Origin of the sequence: Prevotella rectalis (genome assembly GCF_900607215.1) — a bacterium.
Lineage (GTDB): Bacteria > Bacteroidota > Bacteroidia > Bacteroidales > Bacteroidaceae > Prevotella > Prevotella brunnea.
In genome coordinates, this window is sequence record NZ_LR027820.1 from 695,858 (window position 1) to 718,728 (window position 22,871).

Sequence of the window (22,871 nt, forward strand, 5' to 3'; positions counted from 1 at the left end):
GGACGGTCACAAGATCTACTCCCTTCATGAGCCGGACGTGTTGTGCATCAGCAAGGGGAAGGACCACAAGAAATACGAGTTCGGCAATAAAGTCTCCCTTGTCAGACTGTGGAATGGTCTCATTGTCGGTGCATTATCTTTCCGCAATGAATACGACGGTCATACGATAGACAAGGCAATGGAGCAGGTCGGCAGGGTCTATGGCAGGAAAATCAAAAGACTCGCTGGGGACAGAGGGTATCGCGGGCAGGAAACGTGCGGAGAGACGAACATCATGATACCCGGCGTTCCCAAGGCAAGCGACTCGCCACACACGAAAAAGAAAAAACAAATGTTCTTCCGCAAGAGAGCAGGAATAGAGCCTGTCATAGGGCACTGCAAGGCAGATCATCGATTGGGGAGGAACTTCTACAAGGGTCTCTTGGGTGATGCCATCAACGTGATGCTCGCTGCGGCTGCATTCAACTTCAAAAGAGCCATGCGGCTTCTTTTGTGCCTTATTCGAACTATGATAAAATGGAGTATTCAAGGAGTGGATTCCAACTTTAACGAAACAAAGGTGTTATCCAATACCTTTTGCTGGTTGTAAGTCGAGTTCTTGAGGGACGACTAATTATTTGTTTTTATAATCCCATTTTTATAGATTTGTCCAGAGAGAAATATAATATGACAATCAAAGGCAAATTGAATACAAAGCGTATAGTATTGTCTTCTCTATTCAATATAAAGGCAAACTCGAAACTTTCTGTGTATATTATTTGGGACTCGTACGAGTTAAAGAATTTACCGAAGGAGATACCACATCACAAAATTCTTTATACAGAAAATGATAATGCTATAAAAGAAATTTTGCAGTTGCCTTTTTTATATACAGGAGGGGATATGTCTACACTTAGTAGCAAACTTGTTATAATTCAAGATGGGTATAAATTATATGAAAGTCAAATTACATTAAGCAATAATGATATTGGCTTACAAAATAATATTACAGGATGGATTGTACCTATAAATAAAAAAGATTTAATTTCAGTGATTTCAAAATTTAATAAATACAAATACCCGATTCTTATTGTTAAATAATTTTAGCAACCATTAAAACTAAGGTAACTAGTCGTTCCTCAAGAACTCGACTTACAACCAGCAAAAGGTATTGGATAACACCTTTGTTTCGTTAAAGTTGGAATCCACTCCTTGAATACTCCATTTTATCATGCTTCGAATAAGGCACAAAAGAAACCGCATGGCTCTTTTGAAGTTGAATGCAGCCGCAGCGAGCATCACGTTGATGGCGTCACCCAAGAGACCCTTGTAGAAGTTCCTCCCCAATCGATGATCTGCCTTGCAGTGCCCTATGACAGGCTCTATTCCTGCTCTCTTGCGGAAGAACATTTGTTTTTTCTTTTTCTTGTGTGGCGAGTCGCTTGCCTTGGGAACGCCGGGTATCATGATGTTCGTCTCTCCGCACGTTTCCTGCCCGCGATACCCTCTGTCCCCCGCGAGTCTTTTGATTTTCCTGCCACGGAAACGCTGCACAAGCTTAAGTCTCTTGATTTCCCCGGCATAGCTTTGGCGCACCTTGAGATGCTCTGCATGAGCCACGTCGCGGCAGAAACCGATGATTTTATTGAGGAGTTTCGAATCCGTGGGGAACGTGACGTTCTTCTCCTGCACGGTAGAGTCGATAAAGGCTGTCTGCTCGGTGTCGGACTTGCGTCCACGACCGTCCTTGCCGTCATTTCTGTTTTCATTCTCTTTCCGCTTGTCGTCAAGCAGCAGATTTGCCCGGATGCTCTCCTTGAGAATCAACTCCATACCCGCTTCGCCAATGCGATGGCGGAACTCCACGAGTTCCGTCGGTACGCAAGGTTTGGCGATGGTGAAGGATTCCATTCCGCAAAAATACTGGTAGTAGGCGTTCTCCGAGAACTGTTCCACGACGCTCTCGTCCGAGACGTTGCGAATATGCTTCAGCACTATAAGACCGACCATCAGGCGGATAGGCTTGGCCATGCGTCCGTTGTCCTTACAGTACAAGGGGGCAAAGGAACGCTCAAAGGTTTCCCAATTTATCAGATTGGCAAGTTTATACATTGGATGGGTGGGATTGAGCATGGATGCCAAGTCCCAAAACATTGATACCTGATGGGTGTTGGATGGAGATTTATACATTGTTGATTTGCAAGATTTTACTATGCAAAGATACAAAAACTTGTAGATATATACAAATAATAGAAAGGTTATTTTATTGATAATCAATAGGTTATTTACTTTTCAAGGGACGACTAACTATTCAGCAATAGTCACAACTCAATGCTATCAGCACCATCCTATCATTGTAGGATGGGAGGTGGCGTATGGCTATTGCTGAATAGTTACGCCCTTATCCCTGAAAACAAAAAAAGCAAAAAAAACTAAAACAAAAGAGTAAAATACCCATAACAAAACAAAATAACCTCAAATCCGCAACTAAGCCCTTGAACGTCCTTATTGCGTTTACACGTCCTCTCATTACTGAATTTGCAGATAATTTGAACTTGAAGCAACCACTTCTGCCTACAATATCCCCTTACCCCACAATGTGACTTGAGGCAATACACAATATCATTCCCATAAGTTGTAGGCATTATCCAAAATCAGTTTGGAAAACATCTGCGTAAGCATTATTACAGGTATAGATATTCAGCACATACCGCCTTGATGTCCTGATCCACTTGGCTGGTACAGAGATAAACCTGAAAACAAACGCTTTTATGCGACTTGTTGTATTGAGTCCGTACTTCTTTACGTCAAGTCTTTGAATAATGGCCTTGTAAAAGTTACGGATTATACCGACTATCAAATCGCCAATAACCGCCACGCCAGGGCGATAACCAAGGAACTTCTTGTATGTAGGCTTTGCATCATACTTCTCTGTCTCTATGAACTGGTGGTCGAAATCAACATCATACATCTCACCCTCTTTCAGTTGGTCAGATGCAAATTCGCCTTTAAGCACTCTTCTTTTTATCTGTTATAACTGTGTCAGACATAGCACTAAGCCAACATCCACAACTACCTATGTATCAACACAGTATCATCATCATTTCAAAAGCTTAGCTTTTACACGCTAATAGGTTAGCTTTTGCAATGCAATTGGTTAGCTTTTACAATGCAAAAGCTAAGCTTTTTAAGTGCAGATAATAAAATATTAGTTTTGTAGATTCAAAGCTCTTTACTAACATACAGAAAACTCATAAAAAAAGAGTTGATGCCAAAGCACCAACTCTCATCATATCTTTCAATATTTGTATCTATCTGCAATTCTTTAAATGATGCCTTCTTCCTTGAAAATGCGTTTTAGTATTTCCACTCCTCGTTCCACTTGCTCTTTCGTATGAGTTGCCATCAGAGCAAAACGTACCAAAGTGTCTTGTGGTGCACAAGCAGGAGGGATAACCGGATTAATGAATACGCCGGCTTCATACGCCAATTTTGTTACAATGAAAGTCTTATGAATATCTCGGACATATAAAGGGATAATCGGGCTTTCGGTGTCGCCTATTTCAAAGCCTTCTTCTCGAAAACGCTTCAGCGCGTAATTGGTTACAGCCCAAAGATGTTCCTGACGCTCAGGCTCATTTTGCATGATATGCAAAGCTTCTAACGCTGCGGCTGTCGCTGCCGGTGTGTTGCTGGCAGAGAAAATATATGTCCGACACGTATGGCGCAAAAAGTTGATTGTGTCTTTATCGGAAGCGATAAACCCACCTATTGAAGCCAAGCTCTTGGAAAATGTACCCATGATAAGATCAACATCATCAGTTACTCCAAAATAATCACAAACGCCCCTACCCTGTTTTCCGAAAACTCCCAATCCGTGAGCCTCATCAACCATGACCGAACAATTGTATTTATGCTTCAACTCTATTATATCAGGCAATTTTGCCAAATCGCCTTCCATGGAGAAAACACCATCTACAACTATGAGTTTAATCGCCTCCCGAGGGAGTTTCTGAAGCACTCGCTCCAAGTCTTGCATATCGTTGTGCTTATAATGCAATTGGGTGGCAAAACTTAAACGGCGACCATCAACTATACTTGCGTGGTCTCGATCATCACATATGATGTAATCGCCTCTTCCAACTACGACGGGAAGAACACCGGCATTGACGGAAAAACCTGTTGAAAAGCACAACGCTTCGTCCTTATTTTCAAACTCAGCAAGTTCTTTCTCTAACTGAACATGCAAATCCAATGTTCCATTTAAGAATCTGCTTCCGGCACAGCCAGACCCATATTTATCCATCGCTCGCTTTCCTGCTTCTATAACACGAGGATCATTGGGCAAGCCCGTATAGGCATTTGATCCAAACATCAATATGGAATGACCATTAATATCGATTACTTCTGTACCTTGTTTGCTGGTGATTTCGCGAAAATATGGATACACACCGGCATTTATGAATTTTTGCGGCTCACAGTATTTCTTGTACTTTTCTTGTAACTGTCCCATTATATTAATAAGGTGTAGCAGTGTAGCTACTTTAATATTAGGCTGCAAAGATACAAATTTTGAGCGATAAATGATACTTTTTATAAAGAAAACTGCCTTATAAAGGTTTTTTTGCTATTAAAAATTGACTAAACGATTATAAATGAGTAATTTTGTAATTTGGTTCTATATCATAATGTACTCTACCGCATGAAAAAGAAAATAATATTTATCATGAATCCTATTTCCGGCTCGGGAGATAAAGATTCCGTTCCAGAAATGATTGAAAAATACATAGACAAAGAGCAATTTGATTTCCATATTGAAACGACCAAATCAGCAGGACATGCAACAGAAATCGCCAAAAAAGCTGTCAACGAGAATATAGATATCGTTGTTGCCGTAGGGGGAGACGGAACCGTGAACGAAGTGGGCAGAGCTTTGGTGCAAACCCATACCGCACTCGGGATTATACCTTTAGGCTCCGGCAACGGACTTGCCAGGCATCTTGCCATACCGCTCAATATTAAAAAAGGTCTTGACATTCTTAACCAATGCAAAATAAAAGAATTGGACTATGGAATTATTAATGGGACGCCATTCTTCTGTACTTGCGGAATGGGCTTCGACGCGTTTATATCCATGAAGTTCGCGGAAGCAGGAAGACGAGGAATGATTACATACGTTCAAAAAGTATTGGAAGAGGGGCTGAGATACAAACCACAAATCTACGAGATAGAAGATGATGAAGGCGTCCATCGTTACAAAGCTTTCCTTATTTCTGTAGCCAATGCTTCACAATATGGTAATAATGCTTACATTGCGCCACAAGCGTCCATGAGCGATGGAAAATTAGATGTGATTATCATCCAACCATTCGATGTGCTGGAAGCATCGCAAGTGGCGATAGAGCTGTTTAACAAAACATTAGACAAGAATCTTAAAATAAAGACATTCAGGGCAAAACATATTCGCATCCATAGAAATAAGGAAGGCGTTATCCATTATGATGGCGACCCAATAATGGCAGCAGCAGATATTGATATTTCCATGGTTCATAAGGGAATCAGAATTGTAGTAAATCCGGAGGACGACAAAAGTCAGCGACAGCCCAACATCATCCAGAACGCGTTCTCGGAACTATTTTCAAACATTGATTTAATCCGCAGCAACATTACCAAACAAGGGAGAAAAGTTCAAGCTCTCAATAAAACTCTCCTTAGAAAATTAAATAGGTAAATGGGATTTACATTTAAACAATTCCACATTGAACAAGATCATTGTGGAATGAAAGTTGGAACTGATGGCGTGTTGCTCGGTGCTTGGGCAAAAGGAGGAAAAAAAATACTCGACATTGGAACCGGTACGGGGCTTATTGCGCTCATGATGGCACAAAGACACCCAAAAGCTCTAATAGAAGCGGTTGAGATAAACTCTACCGCAGCAGAACAAGCGGAAAAGAATTTTGAACACTCGCCATTCAAGAAAAGGATAATACTACATAAGGAATCACTACAACAGTTTTACGAAAAAATGACTTCGCAAAACCTTTTGGAGCACTATGATGCTATCGTCAGCAACCCACCGTTTTTCATTAATTCAATGAAAAATTCAGAACAAAACAAGTCAATGGCAAGACATGCCGATACACTGCCTTACCAAGACTTAATGAAGTGTGGTGAGCGACTACTCCATCCGAATGGAACCTTTTCCTTAATTGTTCCAATTGACTGCAAAGATAAACTTGAATCAGAAGCTGTATTTAATGGTTTTACAATTAGTAAAATTGTTTACTTAAAGACGAAGATGAATAAAGTGACAAGGCGAATATTGGTTGAGTTCAAGAAGAAAAGTGAAGGGTTTGACATAGAATGGCAATGCTTGATGGATGAACAAAATAACAAGTCGGATTGGTACAAGAATTTAACGAAAGAATTTTACATTAAGTAGGATGCACAATATTTTCCGTTATGTATTATTAAGATTTAACTAACAATAATCACTATCCTCTTTCATTTTTATTTATTACTTTTGCAAGTCAAATTATTAAAGAAAATCTGATGAATCCAAATAATTCCATACAAATGTTCGCAGACTATGAAGGCGAACTACCAGAATTGGACGTGAAGATAGAAGGCGATATTCCCGTTTTCGTTACTCGCAATCTCGTAATGTTTCCGGGTGTTTTAATGCCTGTGCTCGTAGGAAGAAAAGCAACCCTCAAGTTAGTGAAATATCTTGAGAGTAATCCCAAAGCCATTTTTGCGGTAATGAGCCAAAAAGACGGCAATATAGAAGAGCCACAGGAACAAGACTTATACCACACAGGAGTATATGCCCGATTGGTGAGGGCTTTTGATATGCCCGGAAGTAACGATAGTGAGAGCAGAACAGCCATACTACAAGGTCTTGGACGCTGTAAGCTGGAATCCATAATAACAGACACACCGTTCATGAAAGGAATCGTGAAATCCATCCCTGATGAGCTTGTCAGCAGAAAAGACAAAGAGTTTATCACGGCTGTAAATGACATGAAAATAACAGCCAAGGAATACATTCACGGTAGCGAAGAGATTCCAGACGACACACAATTTGCATTGGATAACATTGCCAATCCTGTTGTTTCCGTAAACTATATTTGCGCAAATATGCCTTTCAGCGTATCGGACAAAATTCATTTATTGGAAGAAGAATCCATCAAGGATCGTTTGTTCAGACTCATGAAGATATTGAACAGAGAGATACAATTCCAACATTTGAGACAGACCATTCGCTCAAAAACGAGAGAAGATCTCGATGAGCAACAACGCGAATACTTTCTGCATCAGCAAATAAAGAATATTCAAGAAGAATTGGGCGATGGAGAGTCGGCACCTGAGAAAAAGGAACTTTTGGAGAAGGCAGCCACAAAAAAATGGAATGAAGAAATAGAACAAACATTCAAGAAAGAGTTTGACAAGCTAAATACACTAAACCCACAAAGCCCGGATTATAGTGTTCAGGTGAATTATTTGCAAACCATGGTAAATCTTCCATGGAATGAGTACACCAAGGATGATTTGGATCTGCGGAGAGCCAGAAGAGTACTTGACAGAGATCATTACGGAATGGAAAAAGTAAAAGATCGCATTCTTGAATATATGGCAGTACTCAAACTGAAAGGAAACATGAAGTCCCCGATTATTTGTCTCTATGGACCACCGGGTGTTGGAAAGACAAGTCTCGGAAAGAGCATAGCAGAATCAATGAAGAGAAAATATGTCAGAATGTCATTGGGAGGTTTGCATGATGAGGCAGAAATCAGGGGACATAGGCGTACATACATTGGTGCTATGCCGGGGAGAATAGTAAAGAATATACAGAAAGCGGGATCATCGAACCCAGTTTTCATTCTTGACGAGATTGATAAGGTTACTCAAAATACGATTAATGGAGATCCATCATCGGCTTTATTGGAGGTATTAGACCCGGAACAAAACAATGCCTTTCATGATAACTATCTGGATTTGGACTACGATTTATCGAAAGTTCTTTTCATTGCTACGGCAAACGATCTTAACACTATTCCCAAGCCATTGCTTGACCGTATGGAAATCATCGAAGTCTCGGGCTATATCACTGAGGAAAAAATCGAAATTGCGAAAAGGCATTTGTTCCCTAAGGAACTGACAAATACCGGACTTGACATTTCAAACCCAAAATTGAAATTCACAAAAGCTGCTTTGGAAAAAATCATCGAGAGCTATACAAGAGAAAGCGGTGTAAGACAGCTTGAGAAACAAATAAATAAAGCGTTGCGCAAACTGGCTTACAAACAAGCCATGGATCAAATGTTGCCTTATGAAAGAATTACCCCTATTGAATTGGAAGACTTGTTGGGCAAACCACCTTTCTATCGCGACATTTACCAAGGAAATGATTATGCTGGAGTTGCAACAGGTTTGGCATGGACAAGCGTAGGTGGAGAGATACTTTTTATAGAAACTTCTCTCTCAAAAGGTAAAGCAGGAAAACTAACATTGACAGGAAACCTTGGGGATGTGATGAAAGAATCTGCCATCATTGCTCTTGAGTATGTAAAAGCTCATATCGATACCCTAAAAGTGGATTATCGCATTTTCGAGCAATGGAATATTCATATTCATGTGCCGGAAGGTGCAACACCTAAAGATGGACCTTCCGCAGGCATTACCATAGCAACAAGTATAGCATCGGCTCTGACACAAAGAAAAATCAGAAAGAACATTGCGATGACCGGAGAAATCACCCTTCGCGGTAAAATACTACCGGTTGGAGGTATAAAAGAAAAGATCCTTGCGGCGAAACGTGCCGGTATCACGGACATCATCATGTGCAAAGAGAATAAAAAGGATATTGAGGAAATACCGGAAAAATATCGTCAAGGGGTGATATTCCATTATGTGGAAAATGTAAATCAAGTATGGGAATTAGCCTTAACAGATGAGATGGTGCAAAACCCTTTGGACTTAACAGTAAAAGAAGAAGTGAAAACAAACAAGAGCGTGAATGAAATTTGAACTTCTGAAAACAGATAACTGTAGTGATGCCAGAACAGGCATCATTACAACTGACCATGGAAAAATAAAGACCCCTATTTTCATGCCCGTTGGAACTGTGGGAACAGTAAAAGGGGTTCATTTTTCAGAACTTATTGAGCAGATAAAAGCCCAGATTATTCTTGGAAACACCTACCATTTATATCTCCGTCCCGGATTAGAAATCTTAAAAGAAGCTGGAGGACTGCATCAATTCAATGGATGGAAAAAGCCCATACTGACTGATTCGGGCGGATTTCAAGTGTTTTCACTCACAGGGATAAGGAAATTATCTGAAGAAGGATGCGAATTTCGTAGTCACATAGATGGCTCAAAGCATTTCTTCACACCGGAAAGTGTCATTGATACGGAACGAATAATTGGCGCAGATATCATGATGGCTTTCGATGAATGTCCACCCGGAAAGAGCGATTACAGCTATGCAAGGCAAAGTTTGGAGCTTACACAACGTTGGCTCGATCGCTGTTTGACACGTTTCCACATGACCAAGCCTTTATACGGCTATAATCAGAGCTTGTTTCCCATTGTGCAAGGATGCACTTACAAAGACTTGAGAAGCGAGGCAGCCAAATTCATTGCTGACAAAAACGCAGACGGCAATGCTATTGGCGGTTTAGCAGTCGGTGAGCCTGTAGATGTGATGTACGAAATGATAGAAGTTGTAAACGCTATACTTCCTAAGGATAAGCCCAGATACCTAATGGGAGTGGGAACCCCACAAAACATTTTAGAAGGTATTGAGCGTGGTGTGGATATGTTCGATTGCGTAATGCCAAGCCGAAATGGTAGGAATGCCATGCTGTTTACTTATGAGGGTACTTTGAACCTGCGCAACAAGAAATGGGAAGCGGATTTTAGTCCGCTTGATTCCAATGGATGCGAAATTGATAAAATCACCAGTAAAGCCTATCTGCATCATCTTTTTAAGGCCGGTGAACTGCTCGCCATGCAAATAGCAAGCATTCATAATTTGGCATTCTATCTCCGTTTAGTAACAGACGCACAAAATCATATTGAGAAAGGAGACTTCACGAAATGGAAATCTTCCGTAATTGATCAGTTAGGTAGAAGAATTTAAGAACGCTTCAGATGAATAAGCAATTCCGAAATATCAAACATATTGCAAAGAATAAAAAGATATTGTCTTGTGCAAGCTCATTTTGGAGTTGGCTGAAACGAGTCTTTCCCATAATAAGAAAAAGATCTGGATGGCTAAATCCCAAACGATATTTAAGTATTCTCGACTGGTATATCATAAAGAAATTCATAGGAACTTATATTTTCTCCATCGTTCTGATCATCTCCATTGCCATTGTATTTGATTTTAATGAAAACCTCTCCAAGTTCACACAATATCATGCCCCCATGCATGCAATTATTTTCGATTTTTATGCGAACTTCATTCCTTATTATTCCAACCTCTTTTCACCTCTGTTTGTCTTTATATCCGTAATATTCTTTACTTCAAAACTCGCCGGGAATTCAGAGATTATTGCCATGATGGCAGCCGGGGTTTCCTTTAAGCGACTCATGCGCCCTTACATGATTACTTGTATTCTCATTGCAAGCCTCACGTATTATCTGAACAGTTCTGTTATTCCCCATGGCACGATTATTCGACAGAATTTTGAAAATCTTTATAGAAATAGTAAAAGAAGTTCTTCTGCCGAGAATGTACAATTACAAGTAGCCAAGAATACGGTGGCATATATCCAACATTACGATAACGATTACAAGAGGGGGTATGGATTCTCATTAGACCGATTTGAGAATAAGAAGTTAGTTAATCACATGACAGCAACCGAAATTCAATATGATACCGTTTCCGACTCAAAGTTTCATTGGAAAGCAACCAACTGGAAGATAAGAAAGCTAAAAGGACTTAAAGAACACATAACAAGCGGTAGCGAGATAGATACGGTTATATTGATGGAACCGACCGATTTGGTTTATTCAAAAGGGCAACAAGAGACCTTTACATCACCGGAGTTATTAGAATATATCTCTAAACAAACCAGTCGCGGCTCAGGTAATGTTGTCCAATATGAAGTAGAATATCATAAACGCATCGCCATGTCATTTTCATCCTTTATACTTACAATAATTGGACTTTCATTATCTTCAAGAAAGAGGAAAGGTGGTATGGGAATGTATTTGGGAATAGGCTTGGCACTTAGTGTTGGATATATATTGTTACAAACAATTTCATCAACATTTGCCATCAACGCTAATACGCCACCGATATTAGCGGCATGGATACCAAACATTATTTTCGCTGTCATAGCATACTTTTGCTACCGACATGCACCAAACTAAAATATTTATATTATAACAACCCTTTGCGACGAAGGGAAACAAAAAAGAAACTATGGAATTTGAAAGTTTAGATTTAAATGATAACGTGTTAGACGCACTTTATGACATGCACTTCGAAGAATGTACACCTGTTCAAGAAAATTGTATTCCGGAAATATTGAGAGGAAAGGATGTTCTCGGTGTGGCGCAAACCGGCACCGGTAAGACAGCAGCTTATTTGTTACCCATTCTCTCGAAGCTGGCGGATGGACATTATCCTTCTGACGCAATTAACTGCGTAATCATGTCGCCAACAAGAGAGTTAGCACAACAAATTGACCAAGCCATTCAAGGCTTTTCCTACTATCTTGATGATGTATCATGTGTACCAGTTTATGGTGGTAATGATGGAAATCGATATGACCAAGAACTTAAAAGTCTGACATTGGGAGCCGACATTGTTATCGCTACCCCCGGAAGATTTATCTCACATATATCATTAGGAAATGTCGATCTCTCAAAAGTTAGTTTTTTTATTCTTGATGAGGCAGACCGGATGCTTGACATGGGTTTCTCCGATGATATCATGACAATTGCAAAAAAACTACCAAAAGAATGTCAAACCATCATGTTTTCGGCAACTATGCCTAATAAGATAGAAGATTTGGCAAAAAGTCTCTTAAAAAACCCTTCCATCATCAAATTGGCGGTAAGCAAACCGGCAGAGAAGATACAGCAAGCGGCATACATCTGCCATGAAAGCCAGAAAATTGGCATTATAAAGGATATATTCAAATCAGGCAATCTGAAAAGAGTCATCATTTTTTCTGGTTCCAAGCAAAAAGTTAAACAAATTGCGATGTCGCTCAACCAGAAGCACATTAATTGCGGTCAGATGCACTCAGACCTTGAACAGGCGGAACGAGACGAAATGATGTTTAAATTTAAGAGTGGGCAAATTGATGTTCTCGTAGCAACCGATATTCTTGCGCGAGGCATTGACATAGATGATATAACGATGGTCATCAACTATGATGTTCCACATGACGCAGAAGACTATGTACACCGTATCGGACGAACAGCAAGAGCCGACAAGGATGGCGTAGCGATTACTTTCGTTAATGATGCCGATATTTTTTTCTTTCAGCAAATAGAAAAATTTCTTGGCAAAGAAGTTGAAAAGGTCTCCCTACCTGAAGGATTGGGAACCGGCCCGGAATATGTCAGCAAGGGGAAAGCCAAAACCACAGCAAAAAATCGTCGGAGAAAAGACAGAGACCATCAAAGCCATAAAGACAAAAAAGTTCGGAATGGAAAAGAAAGAAATTCCCGGAATAATAATAAACCGGATATGGCGGAAGCCGTTTCTCCCAATCAACAAGAAAATGAAAAAAGACGGAAAAACAATGAGCAAGGTAAAGCAGAAAGCCGAAAGAGCAACGAGAACGTAACAAGCCCCAAGCACTCAACAAAAGCAAAGAATCAAAATAAGTACAGCTCGCAACAAGAAAAGGACACAGGGCGAAAAAGAAAGAATGTTGCGAATGGCAAACAAACGAGCAATAACAACCAAACAAGCAAAAAACACAGCCGGAAAAAGAACACTCATACTGCCGCTTCGCAACCACGCAAGAGCTCTAAATATCAAATAAGAGAAGAACTTAACGCACTCGACAAACCTAAAACAGGTATAAAATCGCTTATCAAAAAGCCATTGAAGTGGCTTGGAATATTAAAGAAAAAATAAATATAAACGCTATATTCCTATTGTGAAAACATGATTAACGCGCAGGATAATCAAAAGAGTATCCTGCGCGTTTTCGTTATTACCGTTCGCATGAAATCAAGTGAATCGGTAAACCAACTATGCTTCAAAAGAGAAAAATCCATAATCAATAAGATTTTATACTTCGCTGCTTGTGCATATCAGCTTTTTTTAGTATTTTTGCAGTTGATTTATAGCGTTTTATATAAAAACCAGAACAACAAAACATAAAATATATTTATGAGTAAACAAACTGAAAAGATAAAAGAACTCGTAGCAAAAAGAGAGCAAGCTCGACTCGGCGGCGGTGAGAAAGCCATAGATAAACAGCATGCTCGAGGTAAATATACCGCACGTGAGCGCATAGAGATGCTGGTGGACAAAGGAAGCTTTGAGGAATATGATATGTTCAAACTTCATCGCTGTCATAACTTCGGCATGGAAAAGAAGCAATACTTCGGCGATGGAGTGGTTGCCGGATCAGCAACTGTCGATGGACGTTTGGTATATGTTTATGCACAAGACTTTACAGTAAACGGAGGCTCGCTTTCAGAAACAATGGCTCAAAAGATATGCAAGATTATGGACATGGCCATGACCAATGGAGCCCCTGTCATCTGCATGAACGACTCCGGTGGAGCAAGAATACAAGAGGGCATTTCCTCATTGGCAGGATATGCCGAAATCTTTGAACGGAACATTCTCGCTTCGGGTGTTATCCCACAGATTTCAAGTATATTAGGACCGTGTGCCGGCGGAGCGGTCTATTCTCCTGCCCTCACCGATTTTATCATCATGAAGGAGCAAACCAGCTACATGTTCCTAACAGGTCCAAAAGTGGTGAAGACCGTAACAGGTGAAGATATCGACGCGGAACATTTGGGAGGTGCTTCCGTACACTCAACGAAAAGCGGTGTAACCGGATTCACGGCAAAAACCGAAGAAGAGGCGATGGAAATCATCAAAACTTTGCTTTCGTATATTCCATCCAACAACCAAGAAGAAGCACCACGAGCTGAATGTAACGACCCGATTAATCGCAAAGAAGACTTGCTGAATGAAATTATCCCCGATGATCCGAATCAGGCATACGATATGTACAAGGTAGTCAAGGCTATCACTGATAACGGTGAGTTCTTTGAAGTACAGCCCAAGTTTGCCAAGAACATCATCACAGGCTTCGCACGCTTCAATGGACAGAGTGTTGGCATCGTTGCGAATCAACCGGCTGCATACGCCGGTGTGCTTGATACCAACGCAAGTAGAAAAGGAGCACGCTTCGTACGCTTTTGCGATGCTTTCAACATTCCTATCGTTTCACTCGTTGATGTTCCGGGATTCCTTCCCGGTACAGGTCAGGAATATAACGCTGTCATCCTACATGGTGCTCAATTGCTTTATGCTTACGGAGAAGCGACAGTTCCCAAAATCACTATTACGCTCCGCAAAAGCTATGGTGGATCGCACATTGTCATGGGATGCAAGCAGTTGCGTTCAGACTTGAATTTTGCATGGCCGAGTGCCGAGATAGCCGTAATGGGCGCATCAGGTGCAGTTGCCGTTCTTTGTGGAAAAGAAGCCAAAAAGATAAAGGAAGAAGGTGGCGATGTGAAAGCTTTCCTTGCGGAAAAAGAAGAAGAATACACAGAAAAATTCGCGAATCCGTACCAAGCAGCACAATTTGGATACATTGATGACATAATTGAGCCACGCAACACACGTTTTCGCATTTGCCGGGGATTGGCACAACTCGCTAACAAGAAAATGAGCCTACCCGCAAAAAAACACGGCTGTATGCCGATGTAAACCAAAAATAAACACGGAAGTAATGGATAAAAACAAATTTGCGGCTATTGCCATGGCACTCTATGAATATGCCGGAAACAACGTTCACGATAATGAGTCGGGGATTATTACCATAAAGCCCAAGCAGACATTGTGGAGCGCAAAGTTTGAGATTATGACTAAGAAACCATAAGACAAATGAAAGAATTTAAATATACAATAGACAATAAAGATTATAAGGTCGAAATAGACAATATCAGCGATGATTTTATTGCTGATATCAAAGTGAATGGTGAGGAGTTCAAAGTCCAAATGGAAAAACCTTCGGAACCTGAGTCAAAGAAAGTGGAGTTGGGCAAGCCTGTTGCGGACGATAATGAAAAATCTGAAGCGACAGCAGTGAACATCAACGCGGTGAATGCCGTGAAAGCTCCGCTTCCGGGTACGATCACCTCTGTGGAAGTCTCGATAGGGCAAGACGTGAAAGCGGGGGACACATTGGTCGTTTTGGAAGCAATGAAGATGCAGAATAACATCGAAGCTGAAAAAGACGGTAAAGTTACCGCAATTGCAGTAAAGGTAGGACAAGCTGTTTTAGAGGATGAACCACTGGTCGTAATAGAGTAAATCTGAAATCCATGGAACAAGATAAATCCGGTAAAACGAATTTACAATAAGTACCTATTTCTTTCAATTCATATATCCCTGAATTACAACAAGATATAAGGATGAAACCAAAAGCTTACCTTTTACCATCCAAAAGATAAGCTTTTGGATGGTAAAAGGTAAGCTAACGCGAAACAAAACCATAGCTTTTACAAAACCGATGTCAAATAGGTTTACATTTCGATGAAGTCTCTGTGAGAAAATCGATGGGAAAATACGATTTAACACTATTTCCACAAACCAACATAAAACAATAAAGTCTTGCCAAATTCTTATTTAGCAAGACTTTATTTGATTTTTACAGCCGTCGTTTTACACAATGCGATTTTGATCATCAGGGAAAACTATGGCGGGGCGAAACATCTTGGCAGCCTCAAAATCCATTAACGCATAGCTTATGATTATGACAATATCGCCCACTTGCGCCTTTCTCGCAGCAGCACCATTCAAGCAAACACAACCGGAGCCTCGCTCTCCTTTGATGATATAGGTCTCGAAACGTTCGCCATTATTATTATTCACTACCTGTACCTTTTCTCCGGCTATCAGGTTGGCAGCATCCAACAAATCCTCATCTATCGTAATACTACCTATATAATTAAGGTTAGCCTCCGTAACCTTAACGCGGTGTAACTTACTTTTCAGAACCTCTATCTGCATTTTAACCTCTATATTTGATATGATCTATTAAACGTATGGGAGTATGTCCGCAATAAACCGTAATACACCCCACTATATAATTACTTTGACTCCACGACGTTACAGGCAAGAGAGAGCCCCCATCCACAATTTCAAAATATTCCACTTCCAAGCCATCAATGGAATTGATGTCCGCAACCACTCTATCGTGTAACTCGTTCACGGATAACTTTTCGATTAATTCAGTACTATCCTTTAGAATCCTATAAATATTGGGAGCGATTGTCCGCTCCTCCGATGTTAAAAGGGTATTTCTGGAGCTTTTTGCCAAACCATCTTCATCGCGAATTATCGGACATTCCACAATTCTAATCTCCATGTTGATATAGTCCACCAAACGCTTTATCACGGCAATCTGCTGCCAATCTTTTTCTCCAAAATAAGCTCGCTGCGGACGAACGACATAGAATAATCTGCTAACAACTTGACAAACGCCATTGAAATGACCCGGACGCTTTGCTCCCTCCATCACCGTGGTTTGTGGCGGAAAATTAAAAATTCGCTCATCGGGCATGGGATACATTTCTTCAACTGTTGGAGCAAACACTATATCAGCACCGCAATCTTCAAGTAGTTTACAATCAGCCTTCAAAGTTTGCGGATAGCGTGCCAAATCATCTTTATCGTTAAACTGTGTCGGATTAAGAAAAATGGAAACAACCGTTACAGCATTTTCCTTCACGCTGCGCCTCACAAGCGAAGCATGCCCCTCATGCAAAGCACCCATGGTTGGAACCAGACCAATTTCTTTCTTTTCCTTACGAATGAGAAAAAGCTCATTCTGCAAATCAACTACTTTTTCGAAAACTTTCATGACTATTGAATATTATTCGTGTGCAAAGTAACAACAAATTTATCTAAATATCTAATGATAATCTAAAAATATGCGAATTATATTGGGTTTTAACATGTTTTCGGAAAGAAGAGAACCAAAAGCCAACTTTTTTTATTACCTTTGCATGAAGTAAATTTATTTGAGCATGGGAAAGAAAGTATTATTCATAAATCAAGAAATCACACCATACGTTCCTGAAACGGAAATGTCGCTTTTTGGATGTGAGATGCCGAACAAGATGCAGGAAGCAGGCTTTGAGATACGTACATTCATGCCTAAATGGGGTACCATCAACGAACGACGCGGACAACTGCACGAAGTAATACGCTTGTCGGGCATGAACTTAATAATCGACGATACGGATCACCCATTAATTATCAAAGTCGCAAGCATTCCACAAACGCGAATACAAGTTTATTTCATTGACAATGAAGACTATTTCCAAAAGCGTTCGGCAATGACAAAAGATGAGTTAGGGAACGACTACCCAGATAATGGTGAAAGAGCCATATTCTTCGCGAGAGGAGTTTTGGAAACTGTAAAAAAACTTCGGTGGACACCGGATATCATCCACTGTCAAGGATGGATGTCGGCTGTAATCCCATTCTATGTAAAAACAGCATACCACGATGAGCCACAATTCACGAATTCCAAAGTAATAACTTCGCTCTTTTCCGAACAACCCCATGATGACTTCGGAACGAATTTTAAAAGATGTTTGGAATTTAGAAACTCCAAGGCAAGCATGCTAAAAAAATACGGAGATAAGTTTGATTTTATGGAACTGGGGAAACTTGCCATAGATTATTCTGACGGCATTATCGAAACCAGCGACAACGTGAATTCTGACCTAATGGAATATGCGAAGAAGGCTGATAAAAACATCCTTTCCCAACCCATTCCTGACCAAGAGATAAAAGATAAATACACAGAGTTCTACAACAACTTACTTGGATGAAAGTAAAATTATTATTAGTTAGTGCTATCCTGATGGGAATGACACTGACATCTTGCGATGAAACCACAGAAATGATTGGCGGTTCGCTGATAGACAATGTTGACAAACTTGTAGTGGACGCAGACACTTTCAACGTTTCATCGAAAAGCATATTGGCAAAAGACATTATCGCGCGTTCAGCTCAAGGTTATTTGGGAAGTATGAGGGACAAAGAGTCGGATTTGACAGTCACAGCGAATTTTATGACTCAATTTCACGTCCTATCCAATTACGAAATTCCGGAAGAGGACAAAATTACAAGTCGTGATGCAAACAATCAAATCATTGCCGACTCATGTGAAATCAAATTATATTATTCTAAGTTCTATGGAGACTCCTTGTCGCAGATGAAACTGACGACATACGAACTTTCAAAGCCCATTGAGGAAGGGAATATTTATTATGCCGACTTCGACCCAAAAACCAAAGGTTATGTACGCTCAGATGGTATTAAGGTTAAACAAACCTATACGCTATCCGATCAAACGACACCGGACAGTATCCGTTTGTCAAAGAATTTCTCGCCTGCCATTACTATTAATTTAAATAGAAGTTATACAGATAAAGAGGGAAAAAGCTACAATAATTATGGAACGTACCTGATGAGAAAGTATTTTGAGAATACTAAATCTTTTCGAAATCCATATTTGTTCTTGCACGATATTTGCCCGGGCTTTTATTTTGAAATAACGAATGGCATAGGGGCAATCGCTAAAATCAACGCAGCGCAGATAAATATATTCTTCAAATACAAAAATGGGGAAACAAGTAAATCGGTAAATACGAATTTAATCAGTACGGAAGAAGTTCTACAGATGACAAATTTTGATGTCAGTACGACAAGACTTCAACAATTAGCGTCCGAATCTGATCATACCTATCTTAAAACGCCGGTAGGTTTGTTCACCGAATTGACCCTTCCTATTGACAATATAAAAGCAAAACATGAAAATCAGGATGTCAATTCAGCTAAGATTGAACTAAAGTGTATGAACAGGTTAGAGAACTCTAACTACAAATTGGATGTTCCACAAAATGTAATTATGCTTCCGGCGGATAGTCTGACAGCCTTTTTCTCAAATAAGCACATTGCTGATAATAAAACATCGTTTTTGGCAACATATAACTCAAAGACGAATAGTTACACTTTCAACAACATTGCCGGAATTGTAAACCTATTCATCCAACAAAAAGCTTCACAGGCAATGAGCGAAAAGTGGGGAAAAGTAGTTGTCGTTCCCGTAGAATTAGAAACAGCTAAAATCAAAGATGACAAGGTTGTGATAACAAAAATATCTCATTACATGGGATTGACCGGAGTGAAACTTCTTGGAAACGATAATATCAATAGCATCAAGATATCAGTAATCTACAACAAGTTTAACAATGGCAGATAATTTTTTAGAGAAACACTACGAAGAATATCAAGTCAAAAAAGCAGAGTGGTTACGAAAAAAGAAACATATCGGCAATAAGATTCCAAAAGTAAAAATAAACAAACCGGAAGATGAAGCACTATAAGAATAGCGGGAATGCAGATGTATTCCCGCTATTTTGGCATACCATTTGCACTCATGTCATTGCACTGACAAGAATTGTAAAGTAAATAAGAAAAGAAAAAAGGACTATGATAAATCAATTTTCCCCAAAAGTATCAGAAGTACTCTCCTTTAGCAGAGAGGAAGCAGAGCGACTCGCGAGTACGTCGGTAGGTCCCGAGCACATACTTCTTGCTATATTAAGAGAGAAGGCAGGTCCTATCTCCGACTTGTTTTCAAGACTACATCTTAATCTTGAAAACATTAAAAATCAATTAGAGGAAAAGGTGATAAACCAAAACGAGGGCAAAATGCTCATATCAACGGATATGCTTTTAAATGAAAAGGCAAACAACATATTGAAATTGGCAGTGTTGGAAGCCAGAAGCCAGCATATCCAGACGGTTGATGTACCACACTTATTGCTTGCCATCCTGCATGATAATGTAAATAATGGAGCAAAGGAAATTTTAGAAAACAACGACCTTGATTATAACACTGCTCTTATTTATCTCGGAACAAAAGCCGGACAGATACAAGATGGAATAGAAATGGCAGGTGAAGAAGAGGATGAGGCACCAGTACTGAACACGGGCAATCATTCCAATTCGCAGAGAACCACTCAAACCACCAGATCCAAATCGCAAACACCGGTATTGGACAATTTCGGAACCGACCTTACACAAGCTGCAGCCGAAGGTAAATTAGACCCTGTAGTAGGACGAGAGAAAGAAATCCTCAGAGTATGCGAGATTTTAGGCAGAAGAAAAAAAAATAATCCGATACTCATTGGAGAACCCGGCGTTGGGAAAAGTGCCATCGTGGAAGGACTCGCACAACTTATAGAAAAGCACCTCACGTCGCCCGTATTGTTCGGCAAACGTATGATTACGCTTGATATGACTGCCGTAGTAGCAGGGACCAAATATCGTGGACAATTTGAAGAACGCATCCGTGCACTCATCAAAGAAATAGAACAAAACCCTGACATCATCGTCTTCATTGACGAAATACACACACTTATAGGAGCCGGTTCTACACCGGGCTCCATGGACGCGGCAAATATATTAAAGCCGGCTCTTGCAAGAGGAACAATACAATGTATCGGTGCTACGACATTGGACGAATATCGCAATTCCATTGAAAAGGATGGAGCCTTGGAGCGTCGTTTCCAAAAGGTACTGATAGAACCAACCACAGACGATGAGACTCTGCAAATCCTTCAAAATATAAAAGGTCGCTACGAAGACCATCATTGTGTGAAATATTCAGATGAGGCACTAACGGCTTGCGTAAAACTCACCAACCGATATGTTACAGACAGAGCTTTTCCCGACAAGGCTATTGATGCAATGGACGAAGTAGGCTCTCGTGTACATCTGCAACATGCGGAAGTACCAAAGGAAATCCTTAATATTCAGAAAGAGATAGATTTGACACAGCAAAAGAAACAAGCCGCTGTGAGGAATCAAAACTTTGAGCTTGCTGCCAGTTACAGAGACCGACAAGCGGGGCTTGAAGCAAAGCTAAAAACGGCTAAAACGCAATGGGAAAATGGAGAGAACAATGAACGCGTGGAGGTAACGGAAAACCATGTGGCAGACATTGTGTCAATGATGTCAGGCGTACCGGTTCAGCGAATGCAAGAAAGTGAAGGCATCAGACTAAAAAACATGGCATCAGATTTGAAAAAAGAGGTGATAGCCCAAGATAAAGCCATTGAAAAGATGGTAAAAGCCATACAGCGAAACCGCATTGGTTTGAAAGATCCTAATCATCCCATTGGTGCGTTCATGTTTCTTGGTCCCACCGGTGTGGGAAAAACTTACTTGGCAAAGAAATTGGCTGAGATTATGTTTGGCTCATCAGACGCGCTCATCAGGATTGACATGAGCGAATATTCAGAAAGCTTCAATACATCAAGATTGATTGGCGCGCCTCCCGGATATGTGGGTTTTGAGGAAGGAGGACAATTGACAGAACAAGTCAGGCGACACCCCTACTCCATCGTGCTTTTGGACGAGATAGAAAAAGCACACGGAAATTTATTCAATATTTTGCTTCAGGTGCTTGACGAGGGAAGACTGACAGATGGCAACGGACGTCTCATAGATTTTCGCAATACCATCATCATCATGACCTCGAATGCCGGAACACGTCAATTAAAAGAATTTGGACAGGGTGTGGGTTTCAATGCCACGAACCTAAATGCGCTATCCCACAATGAGCAAGATAAAGAGCGCGCTCGTTCCATTATTCAAAAGAGCCTCAGCAGGCAATTTGCTCCGGAGTTCCTCAACCGCCTCGATGAAATCATTACATTCGACCAGCTTGATTTGACTGCCATCAAAAAGATTGTGGATATCGAATTAAGAGGTTTGTTCAAACGCGTAAAAGAATTGGGCTATGGCATGCAAATCACCGACAAGGCAAAAGAGTTTGTCGCTACAAAAGGCTATGATGTACAATATGGTGCTCGTCCATTAAAACGAGCCATACAAAACTACATCGAAGATGGAATCAGCGAGAAAATCCTTTCGGGAGATCTCAAACAAGGTGATGCCATAAACATTGAAAAAAATCCCAATGCGGAATCGCTTATCTTCAATCGCTTGCAACGCGAAAATGATAATGCCAACTCTTCGACAAAATAGGCATAGAGCATAAAAAGACATTAAATCCGGAAACCATTCCAACCTGACCGTCAAAGTTCAATAGAACTCGCGTCTCCCTTGAACGCATGACAAAACCCAAAAAGACGGCTGAGTTGAAATGGTTTCGTCATAGACGGATTCGTCATGTCATTATATTTCCAAATGTAAACTTTCAGTACCTACGCCATATCATTATCCAATGGTGTCCTAAATATGTCTTATACGGATTTAGCTTGTCACAATTCTGACTATAAAAAAAGTAAGAAATTATGACAAAACGTAAAACCCCACGCGAATTTTCGAATTCGTTCAAGCTGCAAGTGTTAATTGATTATTATTCTAGCGGTTCTTCTCAAGCGTCCATATTGCGTAAGTGGAATGTGTCTAGTGGTTCACTGTTCCAATGGCTGAAACGTTGGCCCATTGATTCAAAATCGTTATCTTTGCCCTCGGAAGTAATCCAGAGGTATCGTATGGCTCATAAAGAAACGAATTTGACAGACAATGAGATATTGCGCCAGAAGATAGTGAACCTCCAACACGCATTGTCTTTGGAGAAGATGCGCAGCCGTGCCTATGAGAAACTCAT

At 40.4% G+C, this 22,871-nt stretch carries 20 protein-coding genes and 2 pseudogenes; 16 read left to right on the plus strand and 6 right to left on the minus strand.

Translation table 11 applies throughout. The features are described 5' to 3' along the window. Nucleotides 1–589, plus strand: a 589-nt coding sequence (locus E0E16_RS13880) for a transposase (protein WP_165444203.1), incomplete at its 5' end; no start/stop codon positions are given. A 77-nt stretch (nt 590–666) separates the two neighbouring features. Beyond that, nucleotides 667–1,080, plus strand: coding sequence for a hypothetical protein (locus E0E16_RS03905; RefSeq protein WP_130828968.1), 414 nt, complete (start codon nt 667–669; stop codon nt 1,078–1,080). A gap of 51 nt (nt 1,081–1,131) precedes the next feature. Here the strand turns inward: E0E16_RS03905 and E0E16_RS03910 are convergent, their stop codons facing one another. The 4 genes and pseudogenes from E0E16_RS03910 to spt form a co-directional block, all read right to left on the minus strand. After that, nucleotides 1,132–2,169, minus strand: a complete 1,038-nt coding sequence (locus E0E16_RS03910; protein WP_130828970.1) for a transposase — start codon at nt 2,167–2,169, stop codon at nt 1,132–1,134. A gap of 211 nt (nt 2,170–2,380) precedes the next feature. Beyond that, a pseudogene (locus tag E0E16_RS14220) lies at nt 2,381–2,611 on the minus strand (hypothetical protein). A 12-nt stretch (nt 2,612–2,623) separates the two neighbouring features. Next, nucleotides 2,624–2,980: pseudogene (locus E0E16_RS03915) on the minus strand (hypothetical protein); the annotation flags it as partial. Nucleotides 2,981–3,304: 324 nt separating this feature from the next. Continuing rightward, the gene (gene spt, locus E0E16_RS03920; RefSeq protein ID WP_130828973.1) at nt 3,305–4,492 is read right to left on the minus strand and encodes a serine palmitoyltransferase; all 1,188 of its coding nucleotides are present in this window, start codon (nt 4,490–4,492) and stop codon (nt 3,305–3,307) included. Between the two features lie 189 nt (nt 4,493–4,681). On the opposite strand from spt, the gene E0E16_RS03925 reads away from it, so the two are divergent. From E0E16_RS03925 to E0E16_RS03960, 9 genes are all read left to right on the plus strand, one after another. Continuing rightward, nucleotides 4,682–5,710, plus strand: a complete 1,029-nt coding sequence (locus tag E0E16_RS03925) for a diacylglycerol/lipid kinase family protein (protein WP_130828975.1) — start codon at nt 4,682–4,684, stop codon at nt 5,708–5,710. Further along, nucleotides 5,711–6,421, plus strand: a complete 711-nt coding sequence (locus tag E0E16_RS03930; protein WP_130828977.1) for a tRNA1(Val) (adenine(37)-N6)-methyltransferase — start codon at nt 5,711–5,713, stop codon at nt 6,419–6,421. A 110-nt stretch (nt 6,422–6,531) separates the two neighbouring features. After that, nucleotides 6,532–9,009, plus strand: coding sequence for an endopeptidase La (gene lon, locus E0E16_RS03935; RefSeq protein ID WP_130828979.1), 2,478 nt, complete (start codon nt 6,532–6,534; stop codon nt 9,007–9,009). Next, nucleotides 8,999–10,126: a tRNA guanosine(34) transglycosylase Tgt gene (gene tgt / locus E0E16_RS03940; RefSeq protein WP_130828982.1), complete on the plus strand. Its 1,128-nt coding sequence runs from the start codon at nt 8,999–9,001 to the stop codon at nt 10,124–10,126. The genes lon and tgt overlap by 11 nt, the downstream gene beginning before the upstream one ends. Before the next feature lie 11 nt (nt 10,127–10,137). Next, on the plus strand, nt 10,138–11,364 hold the full coding sequence (locus E0E16_RS03945; RefSeq protein WP_130828984.1) for an LptF/LptG family permease: 1,227 nt from the start codon (nt 10,138–10,140) through the stop codon (nt 11,362–11,364). A 52-nt stretch (nt 11,365–11,416) separates the two neighbouring features. Next, nucleotides 11,417–13,090 (plus strand): DEAD/DEAH box helicase, encoded by a 1,674-nt coding sequence (locus tag E0E16_RS03950; protein ID WP_130828986.1) that lies wholly within the window; start codon nt 11,417–11,419, stop codon nt 13,088–13,090. Between the two features lie 258 nt (nt 13,091–13,348). Continuing rightward, nucleotides 13,349–14,914 carry an acyl-CoA carboxylase subunit beta gene (locus tag E0E16_RS03955; protein WP_130828988.1) on the plus strand — a complete coding sequence of 522 codons (1,566 nt, stop codon included), beginning with the start codon at nt 13,349–13,351 and terminating at the stop codon, nt 14,912–14,914. Nucleotides 14,915–14,936: 22 nt separating this feature from the next. Further along, entirely contained in the window at nt 14,937–15,086 is a 150-nt protein-coding gene (locus tag E0E16_RS13480; protein WP_165444187.1) for a hypothetical protein, read from the plus strand. A gap of 5 nt (nt 15,087–15,091) precedes the next feature. Continuing rightward, a complete protein-coding gene (locus E0E16_RS03960) occupies nt 15,092–15,520 on the plus strand; it encodes an acetyl-CoA carboxylase biotin carboxyl carrier protein (RefSeq protein ID WP_130828990.1) in 429 nt (142 codons plus the stop codon). Between the two features lie 351 nt (nt 15,521–15,871). Here E0E16_RS03960 and panD read toward each other — a convergent pair whose 3' ends face one another. Beyond that, nucleotides 15,872–16,219, minus strand: coding sequence for an aspartate 1-decarboxylase (gene panD, locus E0E16_RS03965; RefSeq protein ID WP_130828992.1), 348 nt, complete (start codon nt 16,217–16,219; stop codon nt 15,872–15,874). A gap of 1 nt (nt 16,220) precedes the next feature. Then, complete coding sequence (panC, locus tag E0E16_RS03970) at nt 16,221–17,072, minus strand: pantoate--beta-alanine ligase (RefSeq protein WP_130828995.1); 852 nt, start codon at nt 17,070–17,072, stop codon at nt 16,221–16,223. 166 nt (nt 17,073–17,238) lie between these two features. Between panC and E0E16_RS03975 the strand changes: the two genes are divergently transcribed. The 5 genes from E0E16_RS03975 to E0E16_RS13885 form a co-directional block, all read left to right on the plus strand. Next, nucleotides 17,239–18,051, plus strand: a complete 813-nt coding sequence (locus tag E0E16_RS03975; RefSeq protein WP_130828997.1) for a glycogen/starch synthase — start codon at nt 17,239–17,241, stop codon at nt 18,049–18,051. After that, nucleotides 18,048–19,487, plus strand: a complete 1,440-nt coding sequence (locus tag E0E16_RS03980; RefSeq protein ID WP_130828999.1) for a DUF4270 domain-containing protein — start codon at nt 18,048–18,050, stop codon at nt 19,485–19,487. Before E0E16_RS03975 ends, E0E16_RS03980 begins: the two co-directional genes overlap by 4 nt. Then, complete coding sequence (locus tag E0E16_RS03985) at nt 19,477–19,611, plus strand: dehydrogenase (protein ID WP_130829001.1); 135 nt, start codon at nt 19,477–19,479, stop codon at nt 19,609–19,611. The genes E0E16_RS03980 and E0E16_RS03985 overlap by 11 nt, the downstream gene beginning before the upstream one ends. Before the next feature lie 106 nt (nt 19,612–19,717). Then, nucleotides 19,718–22,282, plus strand: coding sequence for an ATP-dependent Clp protease ATP-binding subunit (locus E0E16_RS03990; protein WP_130829003.1), 2,565 nt, complete (start codon nt 19,718–19,720; stop codon nt 22,280–22,282). Nucleotides 22,283–22,551: 269 nt separating this feature from the next. After that, nucleotides 22,552–22,871: transposase (locus E0E16_RS13885; RefSeq protein ID WP_223177182.1), on the plus strand; the 320-nt coding region annotated here is incomplete at its 3' end.